The sequence below is a fragment of the Clostridium sulfidigenes genome (assembly GCF_000732635.1).
Classification (GTDB): Bacteria; Bacillota; Clostridia; order Clostridiales; family Clostridiaceae; genus Clostridium_J; species Clostridium_J sulfidigenes.
Genome location: NZ_JPMD01000014.1, coordinates 110,343 through 130,774, shown reverse-complemented (window position 1 = coordinate 130,774; position 20,432 = coordinate 110,343). Strand labels below are relative to the sequence as shown.

The 20,432-nt window shown below is 29.5% G+C and carries 27 protein-coding genes and 1 other annotated feature; of the genes, 26 read left to right on the top strand and 1 reads right to left on the bottom strand.

Translation table 11 applies throughout. The features are described from left to right. Window positions 1–97 precede the first annotated feature (97 nt). Window positions 98–469 (bottom strand): hypothetical protein, encoded by a 372-nt coding sequence (locus tag IO99_RS06580; protein WP_035131560.1) that lies wholly within the window; start codon window positions 467–469, stop codon window positions 98–100. A gap of 379 nt (window positions 470–848) precedes the next feature. On the opposite strand from IO99_RS06580, the gene IO99_RS19820 reads away from it, so the two are divergent. The 26 genes from IO99_RS19820 (at window position 849) to IO99_RS06460 (ending at window position 20,375) form a co-directional block, all read left to right on the top strand. After that, the gene (locus IO99_RS19820; RefSeq protein WP_242844098.1) at window positions 849–1,151 is read left to right on the top strand and encodes a P-loop NTPase family protein; all 303 of its coding nucleotides are present in this window, start codon (window positions 849–851) and stop codon (window positions 1,149–1,151) included. 955 nt (window positions 1,152–2,106) lie between these two features. Next, window positions 2,107–2,393 (top strand) — a binding site (T-box leader). Window positions 2,394–2,442: 49 nt separating this feature from the next. Next, window positions 2,443–3,450, top strand: a complete 1,008-nt coding sequence (pheS, locus tag IO99_RS06570) for a phenylalanine--tRNA ligase subunit alpha (RefSeq protein ID WP_084178103.1) — start codon at window positions 2,443–2,445, stop codon at window positions 3,448–3,450. Window positions 3,451–3,468: 18 nt separating this feature from the next. Continuing rightward, window positions 3,469–3,768, top strand: coding sequence for a hypothetical protein (locus IO99_RS06565; RefSeq protein ID WP_035131555.1), 300 nt, complete (start codon window positions 3,469–3,471; stop codon window positions 3,766–3,768). A 16-nt stretch (window positions 3,769–3,784) separates the two neighbouring features. After that, window positions 3,785–5,494 carry a phenylalanine--tRNA ligase subunit beta gene (locus IO99_RS06560; protein WP_035131553.1) on the top strand — a complete coding sequence of 570 codons (1,710 nt, stop codon included), beginning with the start codon at window positions 3,785–3,787 and terminating at the stop codon, window positions 5,492–5,494. Between the two features lie 359 nt (window positions 5,495–5,853). After that, window positions 5,854–6,480 carry a TetR/AcrR family transcriptional regulator gene (locus IO99_RS06555; protein ID WP_035131551.1) on the top strand — a complete coding sequence of 209 codons (627 nt, stop codon included), beginning with the start codon at window positions 5,854–5,856 and terminating at the stop codon, window positions 6,478–6,480. A 13-nt stretch (window positions 6,481–6,493) separates the two neighbouring features. Further along, the gene (locus IO99_RS06550) at window positions 6,494–7,297 is read left to right on the top strand and encodes an alpha/beta fold hydrolase (RefSeq protein ID WP_035131549.1); all 804 of its coding nucleotides are present in this window, start codon (window positions 6,494–6,496) and stop codon (window positions 7,295–7,297) included. A gap of 287 nt (window positions 7,298–7,584) precedes the next feature. Further along, window positions 7,585–8,409 (top strand): GNAT family N-acetyltransferase, encoded by an 825-nt coding sequence (locus IO99_RS18335; RefSeq protein WP_051823967.1) that lies wholly within the window; start codon window positions 7,585–7,587, stop codon window positions 8,407–8,409. A 105-nt stretch (window positions 8,410–8,514) separates the two neighbouring features. Next, complete coding sequence (locus IO99_RS06540) at window positions 8,515–8,742, top strand: hypothetical protein (protein WP_035131546.1); 228 nt, start codon at window positions 8,515–8,517, stop codon at window positions 8,740–8,742. A gap of 88 nt (window positions 8,743–8,830) precedes the next feature. Beyond that, entirely contained in the window at window positions 8,831–8,983 is a 153-nt protein-coding gene (locus tag IO99_RS19010) for a VOC family protein (RefSeq protein WP_156964306.1), read from the top strand. Between the two features lie 167 nt (window positions 8,984–9,150). Further along, on the top strand, window positions 9,151–9,786 hold the full coding sequence (locus IO99_RS06535; RefSeq protein WP_035131544.1) for an L-2-amino-thiazoline-4-carboxylic acid hydrolase: 636 nt from the start codon (window positions 9,151–9,153) through the stop codon (window positions 9,784–9,786). Between the two features lie 249 nt (window positions 9,787–10,035). Then, window positions 10,036–10,695: an acyltransferase gene (locus IO99_RS06530; protein WP_035131542.1), complete on the top strand. Its 660-nt coding sequence runs from the start codon at window positions 10,036–10,038 to the stop codon at window positions 10,693–10,695. A 122-nt stretch (window positions 10,696–10,817) separates the two neighbouring features. After that, window positions 10,818–11,492, top strand: coding sequence for a hypothetical protein (locus IO99_RS06525; protein WP_035131540.1), 675 nt, complete (start codon window positions 10,818–10,820; stop codon window positions 11,490–11,492). 89 nt (window positions 11,493–11,581) lie between these two features. After that, window positions 11,582–12,055, top strand: a complete 474-nt coding sequence (locus IO99_RS06520; protein WP_035131538.1) for a GNAT family N-acetyltransferase — start codon at window positions 11,582–11,584, stop codon at window positions 12,053–12,055. Window positions 12,056–12,198: 143 nt separating this feature from the next. After that, entirely contained in the window at window positions 12,199–12,678 is a 480-nt protein-coding gene (locus IO99_RS06515; RefSeq protein ID WP_051823966.1) for an NUDIX domain-containing protein, read from the top strand. Window positions 12,679–12,878: 200 nt separating this feature from the next. Continuing rightward, the gene (locus IO99_RS06510) at window positions 12,879–13,748 is read left to right on the top strand and encodes a helix-turn-helix transcriptional regulator (RefSeq protein WP_341349078.1); all 870 of its coding nucleotides are present in this window, start codon (window positions 12,879–12,881) and stop codon (window positions 13,746–13,748) included. A 141-nt stretch (window positions 13,749–13,889) separates the two neighbouring features. Beyond that, window positions 13,890–14,336 (top strand): VOC family protein, encoded by a 447-nt coding sequence (locus tag IO99_RS06505; protein WP_035131536.1) that lies wholly within the window; start codon window positions 13,890–13,892, stop codon window positions 14,334–14,336. Window positions 14,337–14,418: 82 nt separating this feature from the next. Then, window positions 14,419–15,363 (top strand): alpha/beta fold hydrolase, encoded by a 945-nt coding sequence (locus IO99_RS06500; protein WP_035131534.1) that lies wholly within the window; start codon window positions 14,419–14,421, stop codon window positions 15,361–15,363. 160 nt (window positions 15,364–15,523) lie between these two features. Next, window positions 15,524–15,652 carry a hypothetical protein gene (locus tag IO99_RS19630; RefSeq protein ID WP_278245228.1) on the top strand — a complete coding sequence of 43 codons (129 nt, stop codon included), beginning with the start codon at window positions 15,524–15,526 and terminating at the stop codon, window positions 15,650–15,652. A gap of 27 nt (window positions 15,653–15,679) precedes the next feature. After that, entirely contained in the window at window positions 15,680–15,889 is a 210-nt protein-coding gene (locus IO99_RS19290) for a hypothetical protein (protein ID WP_198028565.1), read from the top strand. Between the two features lie 200 nt (window positions 15,890–16,089). Then, window positions 16,090–16,878 (top strand): class I SAM-dependent methyltransferase, encoded by a 789-nt coding sequence (locus IO99_RS06490; protein WP_035131532.1) that lies wholly within the window; start codon window positions 16,090–16,092, stop codon window positions 16,876–16,878. Window positions 16,879–16,932: 54 nt separating this feature from the next. Then, on the top strand, window positions 16,933–17,877 hold the full coding sequence (locus IO99_RS06485) for a phosphotransferase (RefSeq protein ID WP_035131529.1): 945 nt from the start codon (window positions 16,933–16,935) through the stop codon (window positions 17,875–17,877). A gap of 62 nt (window positions 17,878–17,939) precedes the next feature. Beyond that, a complete protein-coding gene (locus IO99_RS06480) occupies window positions 17,940–18,263 on the top strand; it encodes a manganese catalase family protein (RefSeq protein ID WP_035131527.1) in 324 nt (107 codons plus the stop codon). Between the two features lie 245 nt (window positions 18,264–18,508). Beyond that, window positions 18,509–18,919, top strand: coding sequence for a VOC family protein (locus IO99_RS06475; RefSeq protein ID WP_035131525.1), 411 nt, complete (start codon window positions 18,509–18,511; stop codon window positions 18,917–18,919). A gap of 142 nt (window positions 18,920–19,061) precedes the next feature. Beyond that, entirely contained in the window at window positions 19,062–19,481 is a 420-nt protein-coding gene (locus IO99_RS06470) for a DUF3788 domain-containing protein (RefSeq protein ID WP_035131523.1), read from the top strand. Window positions 19,482–19,486: 5 nt separating this feature from the next. Further along, window positions 19,487–19,900: a DUF3795 domain-containing protein gene (locus IO99_RS06465; protein WP_035131520.1), complete on the top strand. Its 414-nt coding sequence runs from the start codon at window positions 19,487–19,489 to the stop codon at window positions 19,898–19,900. A 94-nt stretch (window positions 19,901–19,994) separates the two neighbouring features. Further along, on the top strand, window positions 19,995–20,375 hold the full coding sequence (locus IO99_RS06460) for an NUDIX hydrolase (RefSeq protein ID WP_242844097.1): 381 nt from the start codon (window positions 19,995–19,997) through the stop codon (window positions 20,373–20,375). The last annotated feature ends 57 nt before the right edge of the window (window positions 20,376–20,432 follow it).

Below are 20,432 nucleotides of genomic sequence, written 5' to 3'. Positions count from 1 at the left end.
GTATCCTAAACACTGTAGAAAATATTAGTTAAACATATAAAACAACAACTATCTGTTGTTGTTTTTTTATATAACTCAAATTAAGGAATAATAGATCTTAACCTTCTACGTATTTAAGATAGGGTATAAATTTATTTTCTAATTCAACTAAAACTATATTATCTTGCTCAATTACTTGATAAATAAGAGTCCCTTTTTTTAATTGAGTTGCATTCCAATTTTTAAAGTTGCTCTTTACATTAGTTTTAGTTATTTTTCCTAGTAAATCACCTTTCTTTAATTCAATCTTTTCTATCCAATCTATATTTTCGGCATTAATAAAAACTATAGAATTCATTATAAAAAAATCTGCATTGGAATCTTCTTTTAGTATAGAATCTGGCAATTGATTTTTTGACGAAGTATATGAGTAACCAAGAAGAAGAGATAATGATAAGAATGTTATAACTATTATTTTTAATAGCTTCATATAAATTCCTCCAGTTTATATTTCTGATGCATGGAGTGGTCATCAACAGCAAATTTATAATTAAATTGTTGCTGACACCTGGAATGGTGAGTATAGTGCAGTATGGTTAAATTCTAATGGTACTGCAAGATCATTTAGAATTTGTTTAAATGATAATGTATTAAAAAACAAGTCAATGAATTATATTCAGAGTGTAATTGTTCTATACATACATTTTATTGTAATTGTGCTACAATAAGTATATAAAACTATGTTTGCAAATGAAAAAATGTAGGAAAGTGCGAACTGAAGATAATTAATATTTTATGTAGGAGATTTTAGAATGAGTTGTAAAATGTGTGATAAGTAAAAAAATATTAAAGATGACCCATATTTTATTATGGAACTTGAAACAGGATATGTAATTTTAGGATGGTTTCAGAGGTTCAAGGGCTATACCGTTTTCAATTGTAAAGAGCATGGTCCTGAATTACACAACTTAGAACATTCTTTTAAAATAAAACATGTTGAAGGTATGTATGAGCAGCACTTGAAATTTGTTGATTTTGCAGCCTCTCGTTCTCTATCAAGAATAGAGCAATGGGGAGAAACTCTTGTGTGTCCAGTAATTCGTATTGACGGCACAGAAAATTGGCACACGAATGTAGCGAAAATAGCGGAACAATATTTGCTTAACGAATAAGCATAAACTAACATTGGATTACTTCGCAGTCTTCTTTTATTCCGCATTGCTTATAAGTCATGTGAGATATTAAAATGAAAAAAATATCCTTGCCTAGTTTTAAATATAAATATGGATATAGAGAACTATTTAAATATAAAAATATGAACCTATTTAACTATGGATATATTTAACTATAAAACTAGTTGTTGTGTTCATGCGGGTTTCAGGGGTTATCTATTTTTGAAAGCGACATGAAATTGTTTATCAATAAATTAGTAGATTGAATTTACAAATGAATAATTGTAGGAGAAGACGTACTAGTCAATTATCAGCTAGAATAATATTATCGGATATCAACGACGGGAATACTAGTAAAAATCAGATATCCCAACATTAGTTTTGTGTAACTGTGGGGAATGAAATGTTAGATGAAGTTCTTTCAGAGGGGGTCAAAGTATTCATTTTATTTAACAATATAATTTGATAAAGGTAAAATTGGGGTATATGTTACACACAAGTTAGAATGATTACTTTCGATAAGATGAACCGTACCATAAGTGAATGAGGTTTTTACTAAAATTGGTAGTTAATTATAAATCACTGATGTCATCCAAAATTATGATACATAACATGATTTGAGAAACTCCAGATGAACCTTACCATAAATCACGTAGATTTTTTTAAAGAACTTTATGCAGAACCATACCTTAAATGACTTGGAATTTTTGTATAGGAGTTAAATAAGGTTCGCCTCCACCAGTGAAACCCTCGACCGCATGTAGGTGGCTTAAAAAGCTGCTTACAGTCGGTTGTGTTTTTTGAATGATGAGGGGAGTTCCAGCAATAAATTTAATCATTATAAACATTATGAGTTTAACATATACAATTTAGTAATTGATGCAAATTAATCAGAATTTTAAAAAAATATTGACTTTAAAATATTATTATGTTAATATATTTGAAAATGAATATTGATATGACGATGATAGAGGAAAGTAAATTTATCTAAAGCTTACAGAGAGTAGGGGATGCTGAGAAACCTGCAGTGGAAGTTACTTTGAAGTTCCCTCTGGAGTTTTAAGCTGAAATTTTATTAGGTAAAACGGAGCTTTCACCGTTATAAGAAAGAGGATATCGGATTTCATTCCCGTATCTGTTTGAGATGTCAATTGTATTAGGTGTTCTGTAAACAGTATTAGAATATCAAATATGATTGATAAATAAGGTGGTACAGCGTGAGTTTAACCTCTCGTCCTTTTTAGGATGAGGGGTTTTTTAATTTTCAAAAAGTTAAAAGGAGAGGATTAAAATGGCAGAGTCAATTAACCAATTAAAAGAAGTGGTAGTGAGAGCTTTTGAAGAAGTTAAAATTATGGAAGAGCTGGAATCATTGAGAATAAGATTTTTAGGTAAGAATGGAGAATTAACAAATATATTAAAGTCACTAAGCAGCTTTAGTATTGAAGAAAGAAAGGCTATAGGTGTTGAAGGAAATAAGCTTAAAAACTACATTACAGAAAGAATATCAGAACTAAAAACTGACCTTGAAAACAGCAGCATGGAAAATAAATTTGATATAACCCTCCCTGGCATGGAATTTGAGGAGGGAACTTATCATCCAATAACAATTGTTCAAAGGGATATTGAAGAAATTTTTAAGGGAATGGGTTTCATCATAGCTGATACCAATGAGGTTGAAACAGACTACTACAACTTTGAAGCTTTAAATATTCCTAAATATCATCCAGCTAGAGATATGCAGGATACCTATTGGCTAGAAAATGGTATGGTATTAAGGACTCAGACTTCAGCAGGACAGCAGCATATAATGGAGCAGTATTCTCCTCCAATCAAGGCTATTATTCCTGGAAGATGCTTCAGAAATGAAGATATTGATGCGTCCCATGAAAATACATTCTTCCAGCTTGAAGGTATTGTAATAGATGAGGGAATATCTGTGGCAAACCTCATTTATACTATGGAAACAATGTTAAGTAAAATATTTGAAAAGCAGATTACGGTGAGACTTAGACCAGGATATTTCCCGTTTGTAGAGCCAGGCTTTGAACTTGATATAAAATGTGAAATTTGCGGAGGAAAAGGATGTCCTACCTGCAAACATTCTGGATGGGTAGAATTACTGCCATGTGGAATGGTTCATCCAAATGTATTAAAGTATGGTGGCATTGACAGCGAAAAATACACAGGCTTTGCATTTGGTCTTGGACTTACAAGACTTGCAATGATGAAATACGGAGTACCAGATATCAGAGTTTTCAACTCTGGCAATTTGAAAATTATGAGGCAATTTAAATAAGTAATGGGGGTAAGAAAAATGAAGATATCATTAGATTGGATAAATGATTATGTGGAAATAAAAGATATAGATGTTGATTGGCTTGTAAGTAAATTCACAATCACTACTGCAGAGATAGAAGAAGTAAATTATATAGAGAATGACGTGATAATTGAAATAGATAATAAATCTTTAACCAATAGGCCAGATTTATGGTGCCATTATGGAATAGCAAGAGAAATTTCAGCAATCACAGGTAGAAAATTAAAAAGTATAGATTATATAAAGGAAGAGCAGCTAAGAGACAGTAGTAAAAAAGACTTTAGAGGTCGATATTGAAGATAAAGAAAAGGTTTTGAGATATTCTGCAATTAAAATTGGTAATGTGAAGGCAAATAAATCGCCAGAGCTTATTGCTGATAGATTAAGTAACTGCGGCATTAGACCAATTAATATTATAGTAGATATTGCAAACTATGTTATGCTTGATATAGGTCAACCTCTTCATACTTTTAATAGTAGAGATATCCATTCTATTAGAGCAGCTAGCTTAAAGCAGTCAATACAGTTCGATACTTTAGATAATTCACAAAGAGATATTCCTAAAGATACATTAATGATATGCTGTGAGGATAAGCCTTTAGCCATAGCAGGCATAATAGGAGGATATGAATCAGAGGTATGTGAAAATACAGAAGGAATAATCCTTGAATCTGCTACTTTTGATGGGGTAGCTGTAAGAAAAACTGCCTCATCCTTAGGTATTAGAACAGATGCAAGCGTGAGATATGAAAAGTTCTTAGATACTGCAATTACTATTGTTGCCATTGGGAGATTCTTGAAACTGCTTCAGAAGTATCAGCCTGAAATAGAAGTAGAAACATCGCTGTACGATAATGTTATTAATCAAGTAAAGTCTATAGATATTAGCATTGACCATAAATATATAGAAACTTATTTAGGAAACAACATTGATAAGACTGTTGTGATGAATATACTAAAGAGTTTGGAGTTTGAGATAGAAGAGAAAGAGAATGTATATTATATAAAAGTGCCCACCTTCAGGGCAACAAAGGATATAACCTGCAAAGCAGATATAATAGAAGAAATTCTTAGAGTGTATGGCTATGATAATATAAAAGGCAGTCCTAATAAAGCAGAAGTAACTGCTGGTATAAAAAATCCTATAAAGGACATGGAGTATTTATTGAATGATATATTAGTGAAAAAATTTGACTTCAACGAGATTCACTCCTACTCATGGTACGATAACAATTGGCTTAAGAGACTTGGCTATGAATATAAAAATACCTTGAAGATAGTGAATTCTGGAGTAAAGCAGTATGAAAGCCTTAGAAGCGATATACTGCCTAATTTACTCAAAATAATTTATGACAATAGAAAAAGCTTCGAGGAAATTAAAATCTTTGAAATAGGAAGAGTATTCAAAATGGATGATGGTAAATTAGCTCAACCTAAGCATTTGACAGCTGCAATTTACAGCAGCAAAGATGAGGAACAATTATATCGCTATACAAAGGGAATTAGCAGCTATTTATTAAAAACTGCGAAAAATATTGATGGAAAGTATATTCAAATAAAGGATGACTATAAGGAGCATTGCCTTAGCATAAACTATAAAGATGTGAAATTAGGATATGTATATTCTATACCGTCCTCTACACTGAAATTATTCAGCAGCAAGCATACTATAAAGGTAATAGACATTAATTTGCAGCTTCTTAGTACTGTAGAAAAAAATCTAATTAAATATGAAGCAATTTCCAAATATCCTGAAACTTATCTTGATTTCAGTATTTTAACTCCAATGAATACGCTTTATGATGATATAGAATCCCTAGTGAATAGATTCATCCACCCATTAATAATACAAATTAATTATATAGACACTTATTCAGGAAAAAATGTTCCAGATAACATGAAGAGTACTACTATTAGAATGATTATTGGTGATAGTAATAGAACTTTACAAATTGAAGAGATTACTAAGGTAAAAGAGCTTTTTATTAATTATCTTAATGAAAATGGGTTACAACTTAGATAGTGGAATGGTTATACTACGTTAGAAAATAATTAGAGATAAGTTCACAGTTAGAATTGAAGTAGAGTAAAAATAAATAGTATCTAAGTTTTTTTGTAAACTAATTAGCAATCGTGGATTTGGGATGACATGTTTCACCTCCACCAATGAAACCCTCAACAAGTTGTTGTTGAGGGTTTTGTTATTGTGCGCCCAGCATGGGCAACAGCAAGTAGTAGCAAAATTTCGATAAATGAGTAGCAGGTATTTATAGTTAGTTTACAAATTTATTGAATATTAAATTTTAGGTCTTCTAAAAAACGGTCAGTAGGTTTAAAATAAAATTAATCTACTGACCGTTTTGGTCTATAAAGGAGAATACTATGAATCAATCATATTTTCAGTTACCATCATATAAACAAAAAAATTTGCTCAATTCTGGATACAAGCTATTCGCATTATATCCGTATAAGAAAGCTTCAATGAATGCAATTGCTAGTGAAGCCGATATCTCCAAGTCGTTATTGTTTTATTATTTTAAAGACAAAAAGGAATACTACTTATTTTTATTTAATACCGCAATTAACTTTCTTGATGAACAGAAGGAAGAGAGTGTTAATAAGAAAATAAATGATTTTTTTCAACTAATCAATAAAACTGTGGAGCGTAGAATGAAAATGATTAATGACTATCCATATTTGTATAAGTTTGTCACAAAAGCGTATTATGAAAGCTTTGAAGAGATAAAGCTTGAGCTAGATAAAAGGAAAAAAATAATGCTGCAAACTGGGGAAGAGGAGATATTAAAGATTATCGATTATGATAAATTTAAAAATCCAAGTGATGTAAAGATATTGCTTGATATAGTTCTTTCTGCGGCAGAAGGGTGTATGCGTGGACTGGAAGATTTGGATATTTCGAAGATGGAGCAGAAGGTAAGTGAATTTAAGGATATGATGAATTCTTTGAAAAAATATTATTACAAGGAAGAATTCTTGATTAAACTATAAGGGGGAGTTCATTATGGGGGATAAAATAAGACATTTGGTATTTCAAAATTTGAATTGTGAGATTCATTACTGGTATAGAAAGGGAACAACAAATAAATGGGTGCTATTTTTTCATGGAGCAGGTGTTAATCATGAAATGTTCAATGAACAATTTAAGGCATTTGATGATACTTACAATTTAATTGCATGGGATTCTAGAGGGCACGGTTTATCTAAATTGGAGCAAGGGAAAAAATTTCAGTTTAAAGAAATGATTAGCGACTGCAAAAAATTATATGAAATTTATAATATTGATAAAGCGATTCTTATAGGACAATCAATGGGGGGCAATCTGGCTCAGGAAATATCTTATTATTATCCAGAACTAGTAGAGAAATCAGTGCTGATTGATTGTACCAAAAACACAGGTAAGCTCACATTTATGGAAAAGTGTTCACTGAAATGTACTAAGTTTATATTTAACTGCTATCCATGGAAGTTACTTATAAAACAGAGTGCGAATGCTTGTGGAAACAAAGCTAGTGTAAAGAAATACGTTAGGGATTGCTTTGAAAGGATAGATAAAAAAACCTTTATTGATATAATAACAGATTTAATAGGATGTCTTCACTATGATCCGGAATTTAAGTTTAAAAAACCTGTGTTGTTACTTTGTGGTTCAGATGACAAAACAGGCAATATTAAAAAAATTGCTGAGGCATGGGCAAAAGATGATAGCAATTGTACATTTTATTTTATTCATCATGCAGGGCATAACTCAAATCAAGATAATCCAGATATGGTTAATAAGTTGATTATTGACTTTGTAAATAATTAGTTATATTAGGAGTATAGTTGTTACATACATTTATATTTATATTTATATTTTCATTTTTAAAAATGCAAAACGCCAAATGGTAATTTGCGGTAGCTAATACTTATTATATCTTCAAGACAGATTCGTGAGTTATGATAAATAATAAATTTTGCTTAACCACGCCGATAGAACTGTTACGAGAACCGTACCATAAGTAGCTGTAGTTTTTTTTATAAATATGAGATAAATTTTATATTATTATTTTAATTGTCCGATACAAGAAATTTATGGACTTTTGGAGGGATAAAATGAGGTATATAGAAGATAAAAATTTTAAATATAAAGATGAACTGATAAAAGAATTAAGAGCTTATAATTTAAAACATACTGGCGAAAAAGATTCATCAACTGAATATTTTTATGCTATTGATGGTGAAAAACTGGTTGGAAGTATATATATAAATTATTCTTGGGATTGGGTAAGTATTGGTAGTATGTTTTATGAGAACATTGATGTTTTAAAAAAGTTGATTTCAGAAGTTAGTCATTATTATAAAAATAAAGCAATAGGCATGAAATTATATACAGAAGTTGAATCTAGAGTAGAAGATTTTAAGTCTATTGGTTTTGATATTGGAGGAACTACAGAAAGGACACCAAGAACAACTAGATATTTTTATTTGAAGAATATTGATTTTGATATAAAAAGTAATTTACAGATACAAGTTATGGTTGTGACTGCAAAAGTAGATAAATATAATTCTATTTTATTAAATCGAATAGAAAAGTTTAATAGAGATAATAATATTTATCCAATGGAAGAAAGAAATATAATGTTTGTTGCATTAGATAATGATAAATTTGTTGGAGGAGTTCATGGGAGCATTACTGAAGATTCAATGTATATAGGTTGGCTTGTAGTTCATGAAGAATGTAAGGGAAATGGAATTGGTAAAAATCTTATGTGTAAAATAGAGGAAAAAGCAAAAGAGCTAAATGTTTATAGCATTAATTTAGGTACAGTAGAGTTTCAAGCAGAAAAATTCTACGAAAAATTAGGATACAATGTAGTTTTGGTAAAAGAGAATGATCCAAGAGGCTATAGATCATATAGTATGGTAAAAAAAATATAATTATAAAGAGTGAGGTGATCAATAAAAATAATTAATAGATGAAAAAAGGACATTCTAAGCCATATAAATTGTATTTATATTAATATTACAGGGGGGAGAATATACATGATTGAGAAATATTTATTTATAATTATTGCATGTATTTATTACATTGTAGCATTAGCATTTTATTTCTTATTACTAACACCCAAACTTCAAAAAAGTTTAAAGAAAGCAAGTCCAATACAAATAAGATTAATAAAAATTATATATCTAATAGGTGTAACTGTAATATTTTTAGTACTTATTTATTTTCATTTCTATATATCTGGACAAATTTCTTTAAATATCTAGCAACTTAATAAAAGTTACAATTACTTAAAATATGGATATTAATTTCTGAATAGTATGATATTTTAAAATATATAATTCTGATGTAGATATGGAATTTCAATGTGTTATAAATGCAGGAGCAAAGCCAGTTTATAAACCTACTACTGAATCTTATGGTATGCGAATTTGTTATGTTGCAGATCCAGAAGGAAACCTTATTGAAATATGTTCAGGTAATGACGATACCTACCATGTAGAATAATCATAATTTGAAGTGATGTTAGTGTGTAATTTGAGTATAAGAGGAACTAATAAATAGTATCTTTGAAAGCCGGAAAGTACCGTGTTTAAACAATATGATATAATCCACTAATGATAGCAATTTAAGCTCAAGTAATTTTGTATTAATTGAATTGGAGGAGTTAACAAATGAGTTCCGAAAAAGAAATAAAAAAAAGATTATATATAAAATATACTTTGAAAGAAATTAAGAAAATTCTTAAGAAAAAGCAATGGAAGAAGGTAAGAATAGAAGAACTTGAACAGGATATTATTAAATGCATTATGGAATTAGAAAAGGATGCTGATTATGGGGAAAATGATTATAAAAAGCATGCATTATGTAATTCCATATTTCCTGGAATTGCTGCATATCAGATTTTACAAAAGTATGGTTTTACAAAGGATGAGGCCTATTATATATTAGAAAATGTATTTGAATCAATTGCAAAACTTGCTGGAATGATTTATAACATGTTAGATTTGCTTCCCAATGGCTATAAACTAATCAGGAAATCTTTGTGGAATGATATGAAAGGTAAAAACAGAAAATGCTGGGAGACTGATTTTCTACAAGATGATGATAATGGATTTGCATATACGGTAAATAAATGTATTTTTGTAGATGTCCCATTAGAAAACAGTTGTTCGGAGATTTCAAAACTCTACTGTAAGAATGATACTTATTGCTTTAGGGGGCTTCATAGACACGTGAAATGGAAAAGAACACAAACATTAGGAGAGGGAGGAAATTGTTGTGATTTTGTTTTTGAGAAAGTGAAGTGATGAGAATATAATACTTCGAAACGTTCTCACAAGGGCTAGCAATTGTATAATCAAATATTTTCTCAAAACACCGTACTATTCAGGATGAATATGCGGTATTTTTTTACGTCGCAATTCAAGTATTCTACAAATTAGTTATTTAAAAACTTAATAGTACAGTATTTTAAAATATGTTATTATATGTATGTAGGTTGAATTTACAAATGAATAATTGTAGGATATGACGAAATAAATCAGAGGAGGATTATAATGAAAGTTTCTGTAAACGAACTATTAAACATTGAAGAATTAGATGCAAGAGCCATATTTGAAGGGGTTAAGTATCCTTGGGAAGCTCTTACAGAAATTAAGGATTTCATTTTTGAATACGCAAAAACTCTGCCTAATGATTTTGAAAGAATTGAGGAATTTGTATGGGTTGGCAAAGGCACTACTATAGAAAAAAGTGTTCTTATAAACGGTCCAGCGATTATCGGTTACAATTGCGAAATCAGGCATTCTGCTTACATTAGAGACAATGTTATCATTGGTAATGATGTTGTAATTGGAAACTCAACTGAAATTAAAAATTCAATCCTCTTTAATAAAGTGCAAGTTCCCCATTACAATTATGTTGGTGATTCAATATTAGGGTATAAAGCCCATTTGGGGGCAGGTGCAATAACCTCCAATTTAAAGTCTGATGGAACATTAGTAAAAGTAAAATATGGTACAGATATTGTTGAAACTGGTTTAAGGAAATTTGGTGCAATTCTAGGCGATTCAGCTGAAGTAGGATGTAACTCAGTTTTAAACCCAGGGACAATAATAGGAAAAGATAGTATTGTTTATCCATTAAGTTCTGTAAGAGGCTATATTCCAGAGAATAGTATTTTGAAAAGTAATGGTGAAATTGTAGAGAGAAAATAAAGTCAAGGAACCAGGATATCTTATTAATTCAGAAGTGAATTTTACTGTGTTTTAATTCGTATTTTGTAGAATATATTATAATAGTATTAGAGTAGATTATTAAGTTTTAAGGAGCTAAAAATATGAAAATAGATGATAGTATTATTAAATATTGTTTAAAAAATGTAATGTTTATTACTGGTACAGCTTATGCAGGAAAATCAACAATGGTTAAACGTCTTGCGGAAAAATACAATTTAATTTCACGTGAGGAAAATTACCATTTTAATATGACTAGTAAAATTGCAAAGCCAGAATTATTTCCTAATGTTTGTTATTTTGAAACCATGAAAGATTGGCAGGAGTTTGTTAATAGAAGTCCTGAATCATATGAAAAATGGATTGAGGAAAGTAATTTGGAGATAGCAGAATTAATTAGAGTGTCTAAGGACAGAAAAGTTATCGTTGATACAAATATTCCAGTAGAATTATTAAAAAATATTGCGGATTACAATCAAGTTGCTATTATGTTATCACCGCAATCAATGGCTATAGAACAGTTTTTTAATAGAGATGATGCTGATAAAAAATTTATAAAAGAACAAATCTTGAAGTCTAAAAATCCTGAAAAGGTTATGGCTAATTATTTAGAAGGAATTGCGAGGGTAAATAACAAAGAACATTATGAAAAATATAGAAATAGTGGTTTTTTTACACTAGTTAGAGATAATATTGGAATTGATACTAAGGAAGAGGTGATGAGTGCATTGGCTTTACATTTTGGACTTAAAGAAGAAGAAATAACTAAACAATATTAATTTAATACAAAATAAAATTAAATAATTTTTTAGTTCGCAATTCAAGGAAAGTGCGAACTGAAGATTATAAATATAAGGTGGTGCAAAACATGAAAGTAAGAAAAATGGTTAAAGAGGATATTGACCTCCTCATAAATATTCGTATGGATTACCTGTTTGCAGAAAAAGGTGTGTATTCTTCGGAAGAGGTGCAAGATATTAGAACGAAGTTAGAAGAATATTTTACTCAACACCTTAACAAGGGATTTATTGCTATCATTGCCGAGAATGAAAATGAAGTATTAGCAACTGCATTTATGTCAATCGTGGAAAGACCTCCGATGATAGCGTTTTCATCATATCTTGTAGGTACGGTATACAATGTTTTTACATACCCTCAATATAGAGGAAAAGGCATTGCAACTAAAGTTATGACTGAACTTTTATCGGAAGCAAAGCTATTAGGCGTTGCCGCAGTTGATTTAATGGCGACTGAAAAAGGGAAACCATTATATGAAAATCTCGGATTTCGAGTATCAAAATATACATCAATGAATAAGTTTCCTCTAACACCCGCAAAATAATCATAATCAGAAGTTATATTAATACACAATATTCTTATATTGCTTACAAGTCATATGAGATATTAAAATGAAAAGATGCAGTTCTTTTTAAGTGTCAGACAAAGAGTATTTTAACAACAAGTTATTTTTTTATGGAGGTAAAAATGAGCATTAGAAGTGCAGCAAAAGCAATTATTATAGATAACAATAAAATTTTATTAAACAAGTGCTTTGATGAGAATAATGGGAATTATTATTCATTGCCAGGTGGAGGACAAGATATATATGAAACTTTACATGAGGCTGTTATAAGAGAATGTGTTGAAGAAACAGGATACAATGTTGTACCAATAAGATTTTCTGCTTTATATGAAGAAATATGTGATAGCCCTAAAACACGAGAGTTATATCCTGATTATATTCATAAAATATATCATATTTTTATATGTAAATTAAAAAATGACAAAACTATTAATCCTACAGAAATAGATGATATGCAACTTAAAAGTGAATGGATTGATATAAATAACTTAAAGAAAATATATTTATTACCTAGTTTTTTAAATGATAATATTTTTGAAATGATAAGTAGTGAGAATCCTAAATTTTTCGGTTCAGAACATATAGCTTATAATCACGGTTAAAATATTTTTGTTATGACAAAATATATAGAGAAGATACCTTATACAAAGCTTACCATATAATTCTATTGTGGTAAGTTTTATTCAATATATGTACAATATAGATATCCTGCAGGAGAGAATTTAATGTTGATAATTGATTAGTTGTACACCATTTTGGGGGGAGATTGATTGAAGCGATTATTTGAAATAATGTATTTGCTATCAGAAAAAAATGTATAAAAGCTAGTGAATTAGCAGAACATTTTGAAGTATCTGTACGAACTATTTATCGTGATGTAGAAACGTTAAGTATGGCTGGAATTCCTATATACGCTAAAAAAGGAAAATATGGAGGAATTGCAATCCTTGATAATTTTGTTTTTGAAAAAAGTATTGTATCTGAAGATGAACAGATTCAAATTTTAGCAGCCATTCAAAGTATACAAGAGGTAGAAAAAGGTACTATTAATGATTTATTAGTTAAATTATCTGGGCTATTTCAAATAAAAAATCCAAATTGGATTTCGATAGATTTTTCTGATTGGAGTAATCAACATCAAGAATTATTTCAAAGAGTAAAATTTGCAATAGTGAAAACACGTGTTTTAAAATTTGATTATTACGGTAGAATTGGAGATATTTCAACTCGTAAAGTGGAGCCAATACAGCTTTGGTTTAAAGGACATGCATGGTATTTAAGAGGGTACTGTCAAGAAAAACAGGCTATTAGAGTATTTAAATTGTCAAGAATGAAAAGAGTTGAATGTCTTGATGAGTCTTTTAAAAAGAAGGAACTTAACATAGAGGATAAAGAAGAAATTGATAAATATATAGATTCTCCGCAAAATAAAATTTCGTTTTCTATGAAAATAGATAAATGTATGGCATATCAAGTATTTGATTATTTTGAAGAACATGAAATAAAATCTAATGAGGATGGAAGTTTTACTGTATCATTGAATTATCCTAAAGATGAGTGGCTTTATGGGATGATTATGTCATTTGGGAATCATGCTAAAGTTATTTCTCCTGAATCATTAAAAAGTGAAGTTGCAAATAGATTTAAAGAAGCTTATGAAAATTATTTTTAAAGTTGACATACAGGTGTCAATTTTAAAATGGTATAATAAGACAGAATTAACAATTTAAATATTAATAGGAGAGATTAACTATGGAGAAAAAAATATGCCAAATTTGAAAAGTTGGAAAAAGAAGTAGCGGAGGATTTTTTTATGTTACATTTAGGTTCCATTTATCTTGTTGTAGCAGATATTAATAAATCTATAGATCTCTACAGTAAATTGCTTGATATAGAAGTAAGTTGTAGAAATCAAAATAGGTTTGCAGAATTTCACTTTGAAGGACACAACATATCTATGCTTAATCCACACTTCGATGAAGAAAATCCTGATAAGATAATAAGTATAGGCAAATATGATAAAGAATTTGATTTCACTGGTGTAACAAGTGCACCTAATAAGAATAAGTTTGTTTTAAATTTTTGGATTGAAGATTTGCAAAAGGAATACGATAGGATTATAAGTTTAAATATATCAACGAAGATTACTAATATAAAATATTTTTATTCCAGAACACCATATTATTATTTTCAATTAAAAGACCCTGATGATAACATTATTGAAATTACTGGTGGATATAATGGTGAGGTAGTAAAATAAAATTTGTACAACTATAAGTAATAATATTGAAATACCAGTATGTTCAGAAATAGAGATTATTTTTATAGAGGAGGTGTAAGTTATGAAAAAACAAAACGATTATTCTTCAGAATATATCAAAATCAATGGAATAGAACAATACTTGTTACACCACACCATCAGTGCTGAACTTCCTGTCCTTTTGTTTTTACATGGTGGTCCAGGAATGCCAGAGTCAACATTCGCATATGCTTTTCAAAAAGAATTATCAAGTTTTTTTAACATTGTTCATTGGGATCAAAGAGGTGCAGGAAAAACATTAACCAAATCGAAAAGAAATAGTAACTATCCTTCTTGTGAAGAATTAATAGATGATTTATTTGAAATAGTTAATTATTTGAAAAAGAAATATAAAAAGGAGAAGATTGTTATATTAGGTCATTCTTGGGGAAGTGTACTGGGAACATTATTTGTGCTGAAATATCCTCAAGAGGTATTATACTACATCGGTGCAGGACAAGTAATAGATATAGTGGAGAATGAAAGGATTGGTTACGAAAAAGTAAGAGAATTAATAATAAAAGCGGGCAATAAAAAGGATTTAGACAGTCTTGAAAAAATAGGGGTTTATCCCGAAAAAAATTACGAAAAGCCTATGATAAAGAAATTACAAAGAATTAGAATACTGCAAGGAAAGTATAAGGTTGGAATGAATTTTATTCCTATAATAAAAACATTAGTTAAAAGCCCAATTTTCAGGTTGTCAGATATTGTGAGTTTATTTAAAGGGATGAGTAGTAATAAAAAACTTTGGGATTTTTTATTTTCACATAGTTTATATGAAGAAAGTCGTGATTATGAAATACCTGTTTTTTATATTCTTGGAGACAGAGATTTTCAAGCCCCTCATACAATAGCAAGTCGTTATTTTGATTCAATTAATGCACCAAACAAGAAAATGTTTATTATAAAAGAAGCTGGTCACTTTATGATGCTTGACCAACCGAAACTGTTTACTAATGCTTTAGCTGATATTTGCAGATTATAAGTAAATACTAAGATTATAAAGTATAAATAAGAGGTAGTTAAGCCGTATTTTAAATATTAGCTAATATAATCAAATATAAATACATATTATAAAAATTGCCAAATATGGTTTAACCTCGTGAATCAAAATAATTAATAGACGAAAAAAGGAGAGCACTAACATGGAAAATGTATCAGATGAATGTAAATTGGAATCAATAAAATCCTTCCAGTCAACTATCAGTAAATCCGAAAAGGCATTGGCTCAGATAACAGAAAAAGGGTCAAATACTACCTTAATAAAGAAATGACTTAAAGCTCTTCACATTGGGTTGGACATGCTAGAGAAAGTTTGGAATCAAATACCCCACCATTACAATGAGAAAGAATTAATTGAAGCTGGAAATGTTCTTACTGGTTTACTCCCATCAATTGAAAGAGTTTATGCTAAATCTAAGGTCGGAAGTCCTCAAAGAACGCTTTTAGAAAGAAGAATTAAATCATTGGAGTTTGCTATCCAAGCCATTGACCATTATTCCAATGAATAAATTATCTATTTTCATAGGTAGTTTAGGTTTTATAGATTGAATTGATGGAAGAAAAAGGATTTGTTAGTGAATAATTACTGATAATATTTATTGTATAGATTAAATAAACTTGTAACGAACAATTTTAAATTATTAGGTAATAAAATTAAATATAAATATCTATTGTAATATATTACGATTTATTAATTGGAGGTTGGAATATGGATGAAGAAAAATATATAGCAGAGTATTATAATAATTACGATGAAGATGGGCGACTTACATCTAAGTATGGTCAAATAGAATTTATTACTACAATGAATTATATCAATAGGTTTTTAAAAAAAGGAATGAGAGTACTGGAGGTAGGTTCAGGAACGGGCAGATATTCTCTTGAAATTGCAGAAAAAGGATTTCAAGTTGATGCAATTGAGCTTATTGAGCATAATATAGAAATTTTCAAGAGTAAAATTACAGAAAATTGCAACATAGATGTTAGACAAGGTAATGCAATAGATTTATCATGCTATAATGACGAGACTTTTGATATTACATTAGTACTCGGTCCTTTATACCATTTATTTGACAATAATGCTAAGAAACAAGCTATTAGTGAAGCTATAAGAGTTACGAAAAAAGGAGGAATTGTTTTTATTTCATATTGTATGAATGAAGCGACAATTATAAACTGGGGTTTTCAAAAAGGCAATATTCTTGATGGCATTAAAGATGGTATAATTAATAAGGATACATTTAAATGTTTGTCAAATCCATCTTTGCTGTTCGTGGTGCATAGGAAAGAGGAAATAGATGAATTAATGGAAGAATATGATGTTAAACGCCTTCATTTTGTTGCAACTGATTTGTTTACAAATCATATGCGTAAAACCATTAATGATATGAATGAAGAAGTTTTTCAAACATATTTGGAATATCATTTTTCTGTATGTGAACGTGCTGATTTAATTGGGATAACACATCATAGTTTGGATATTTTTAGAAAAATGTAATATATTTAAGAACAATTGTAAAAATTTACTCACCATACAAAAGGGGGATATCCAATGAAAGGGGTATATACAGAAAAAATAAGAGACATAAACCATATAAATATGTTGAAGAGTGTTCTTGATGTAATTAATGTAACACTTTCACAGCAAATTCATATTGAACGTTTTCACGATAACGGAGAAGGTGTTGACAGGACGTATAATGTCTATAAAATAATATCAGATGATAAGACATATATTTTGAAAAAGACAGATAAATATGAGGTAGAAGTTTATGAAAAATTTCTTGAGAATAAAAATCTACCTGTGCCAAAACTTGAGGGGTGGGCTTATTTTAACAACGTGAGATGGATATTAATTGAATATATTGCTGGAACGGATTTACGAATGTTTAATGAAGATATGGCCTATGGATGTGCTGACAGTCTTTCTCGTATTTTTAATATGTACTGGCAGAAAAATGACTTTAAAGATAATGAGTTGGACAACCGATTTGAAAGATATTGGACAAGAATAAATAAAAGGTCAAAATGTCTTATAAATGAGCAGAAACTATTTTCTGCATATAGTGTTTTTTTAGATAGACAGTTAGTATGTCCACGCACCTTATGTAATGGGGATTTCTTGCAGTGTAATGCAATAGAAAGCAATGAAGGTATTGTTTTAATAGACTGGGCATTTGCAGGTATTATGCCTTATTCTTTGGATATTGCGCGTTTAATATCCCACGGATCAGAGAAGTTTTTTCCTTTTCCATTTTATATGACAGATGAATATAGAGAGATTTTCCTAAAAAGCATATATGATAAATTGTTATATAAACCTGATTACAAACAGTTTCTTTGGGATGTGACACTTTCACGGCTAAATGAATGTATTGAGTTTATTGAAAGAGAATTAAATGATGAATCTCTTGAAAGAGATGAAGGTTTCACTTATTATTATAAAAATGCAGAGGCGTTAGCTGATATTATTTTAAATGGCAAAGACCAATTTTAGAAAGAAGAATGAAATCATTGGAATTAGATATTCAAGCCATTGACCATCCTTCCAATGAATAAATTACAGTAGAGAGACCTAATCCTCAGTATGCAGTACTAATGCAAGAACAACTAGGAGGAGGAAATGGTGAGTTAAAAGCAGCTATGCAGTATATTTCTCAAAGTTTTAGAATAAAGGATCCTGAAATAAAGGACTTATTCTTAGATATAGGAGCTGAGGAACTTAGCCATATGGAAATGGTTGCACAAACTATAAATCTTTTGAATGGTCATTATGTTAATAATACTGAAGATTCTAAGTTATATTTTGATTTATCAACTCCAGGACCTTCCCATGAAGCTCCAAACCCAACACCACCTTCCTTTGAAAACCCTAGAAGATAGTAGTATTTTAAATACCGTATTATTCAGAAGTGAATTATGCGGTATTTTTTATTTTGTGACTTAAATAATATGAAAAATTAATCAGATGCTGCTTAGAGCACCTCTTTATAGAAGTGATTTTTTCAAATGTTAAAATACATTATATAGTATTTATGCTACAATAAGTATATAAAACTGTAAATGTAAGTGAATAATTATAATTTGTGGTGAACTAAAAGATTATTTGAATTAACGGAGGTATAACAATGAGATTTGGAGCAATTGGATTATATGTAAATAACATGGAAACCATGGTTAAATTTTATAAAGATGTAATGGGATTAAATATAAATTGGGATGGCAGTGGATTTACAGCTATTGAAATGGAAGGACAAATTCATCATTTTATTTTATGCACAAGAGAAGGTTTTGAAGAATCTATACCTGAGGTATACCATTGGAATAAAGGCATAAACGGCAATATGGAGCTTTGTTTTGATGTTCCTAATTATTCTGATGTAGATATAGAATTTCAACGTGTTATAAATACAGGAGCAAAGCCGGTTTATAAACCTACTACTGAATCTTATGGTATGCGAATTTGTTATGTTGCAGATCCAGAAGGAAACCTTATTGAAATATGTTCAGGTAATGACGATACCTACCATGTAGAATAATCATAATTTGAAGTGATGTTAGTGTGTAATTTTCTTAAATTGTGAACCTATCAAGGTAATAAATATACATAATTATCTATAGGAGACAATGATGATTATATAAGTTTCAATTATTTGAATTTATAAAAAGGGGGATATACTTATGCTTGAAAAAGTACCAACAGAAGAGGAATTGAATCAATTAATGGAAGAGGATGTATTTAAAACTTGGTGTGCTATCAATAACTTCATTAAGGATAATTACGATATGGATATGCTATGGGATAATGGCGGGAAAACAGGTGTTTTTGAATTAAAATATCGTAAGAGTGGAAAAACATTTTGTGCGTTGTATCCAAGAGAAAAAGGTATGAGAGTTTTAATTATATTGGGAAAGAATGAACGAGAAAAATTTGAAACTTCAAGGAAAGACTTCTCTGAATATATTAATAATTTCTATGATAATACTCGCCAGTATCATGATGGAAAATGGTTATATTTAGATATAATAAATAACACAGTAATCGCAGATATAGAAAGATTATTATTTATAAAGAAAAAACCAAATAGAAAGAGAGCGTAATTATCATGAATATAACAAGATGTGGATATTGTTGCGACTTATGCAAAGCATTTGAACCAAATATAAAAGAAAATGACCAGCGAAAAGAGCTTTCAAAAGCATGGAAGGATTATTATGACCTCGATATTTTAGAAGAAGATATACATTGTGATGGATGTAGATGTGAAAAAGAAAATCGAAAACTTATTGATACCAATTGTTCTGTAAGAAAATGCGTTATAGAAGAAAATTTAAATCATTGTGGAGAATGTAACAAATATCCCTGTTCCACTTTTAATCAAAGGCAAGGACTTTCAGCAAATGAAGCAAAAGAAAAATTAGGAGAAAACTATGATGCTTCTAAATATAATGAGTATTTACTTGCTTATGATAATAAATCAAGAATTGACGAGTATAAAAAAATAAATTTTAATAAATAATTTGTAGAGGTGAAAAATGGGAAAACATTTTAAGTTATTTTCAGCAATATTTCCAATTATTTTATAAGAGAAGGATGATACTATACAAATTTTATTGCATCGTAGAAAAAATACTGGTTATCAAGACGGGAAGTGGGATATAGCAGCAAGTGGACATGTGGATGAAGGTGAAACGGCTAAAATGGCTGTTGTAAGAGAGTGTGGAGAAGAGTTAGGGATTGATGTGAAAATTAAAGATTTATCTTTTGTTCATCTATCTCATCGTGTTAGCAACAATGGAGGAAGAACTTATTATGATATTTATTTTGTCGTTAATAAGTATAATGGTATACCTAAAGTCATAGAACCAGATAAATGCTCAGAGTTGAGATGGTTTAAAATAGATGATCTTCCAGATGAAATTATTGATATTAGAAAAATAGCTCTTGATAATTATAGAAATGACATTCAATATAGTGAAGTAATTGAAATGTAAAGCTGTAAAAGATATATATACATGAATATTACTTATAAAGAGAATATACTTACAGCG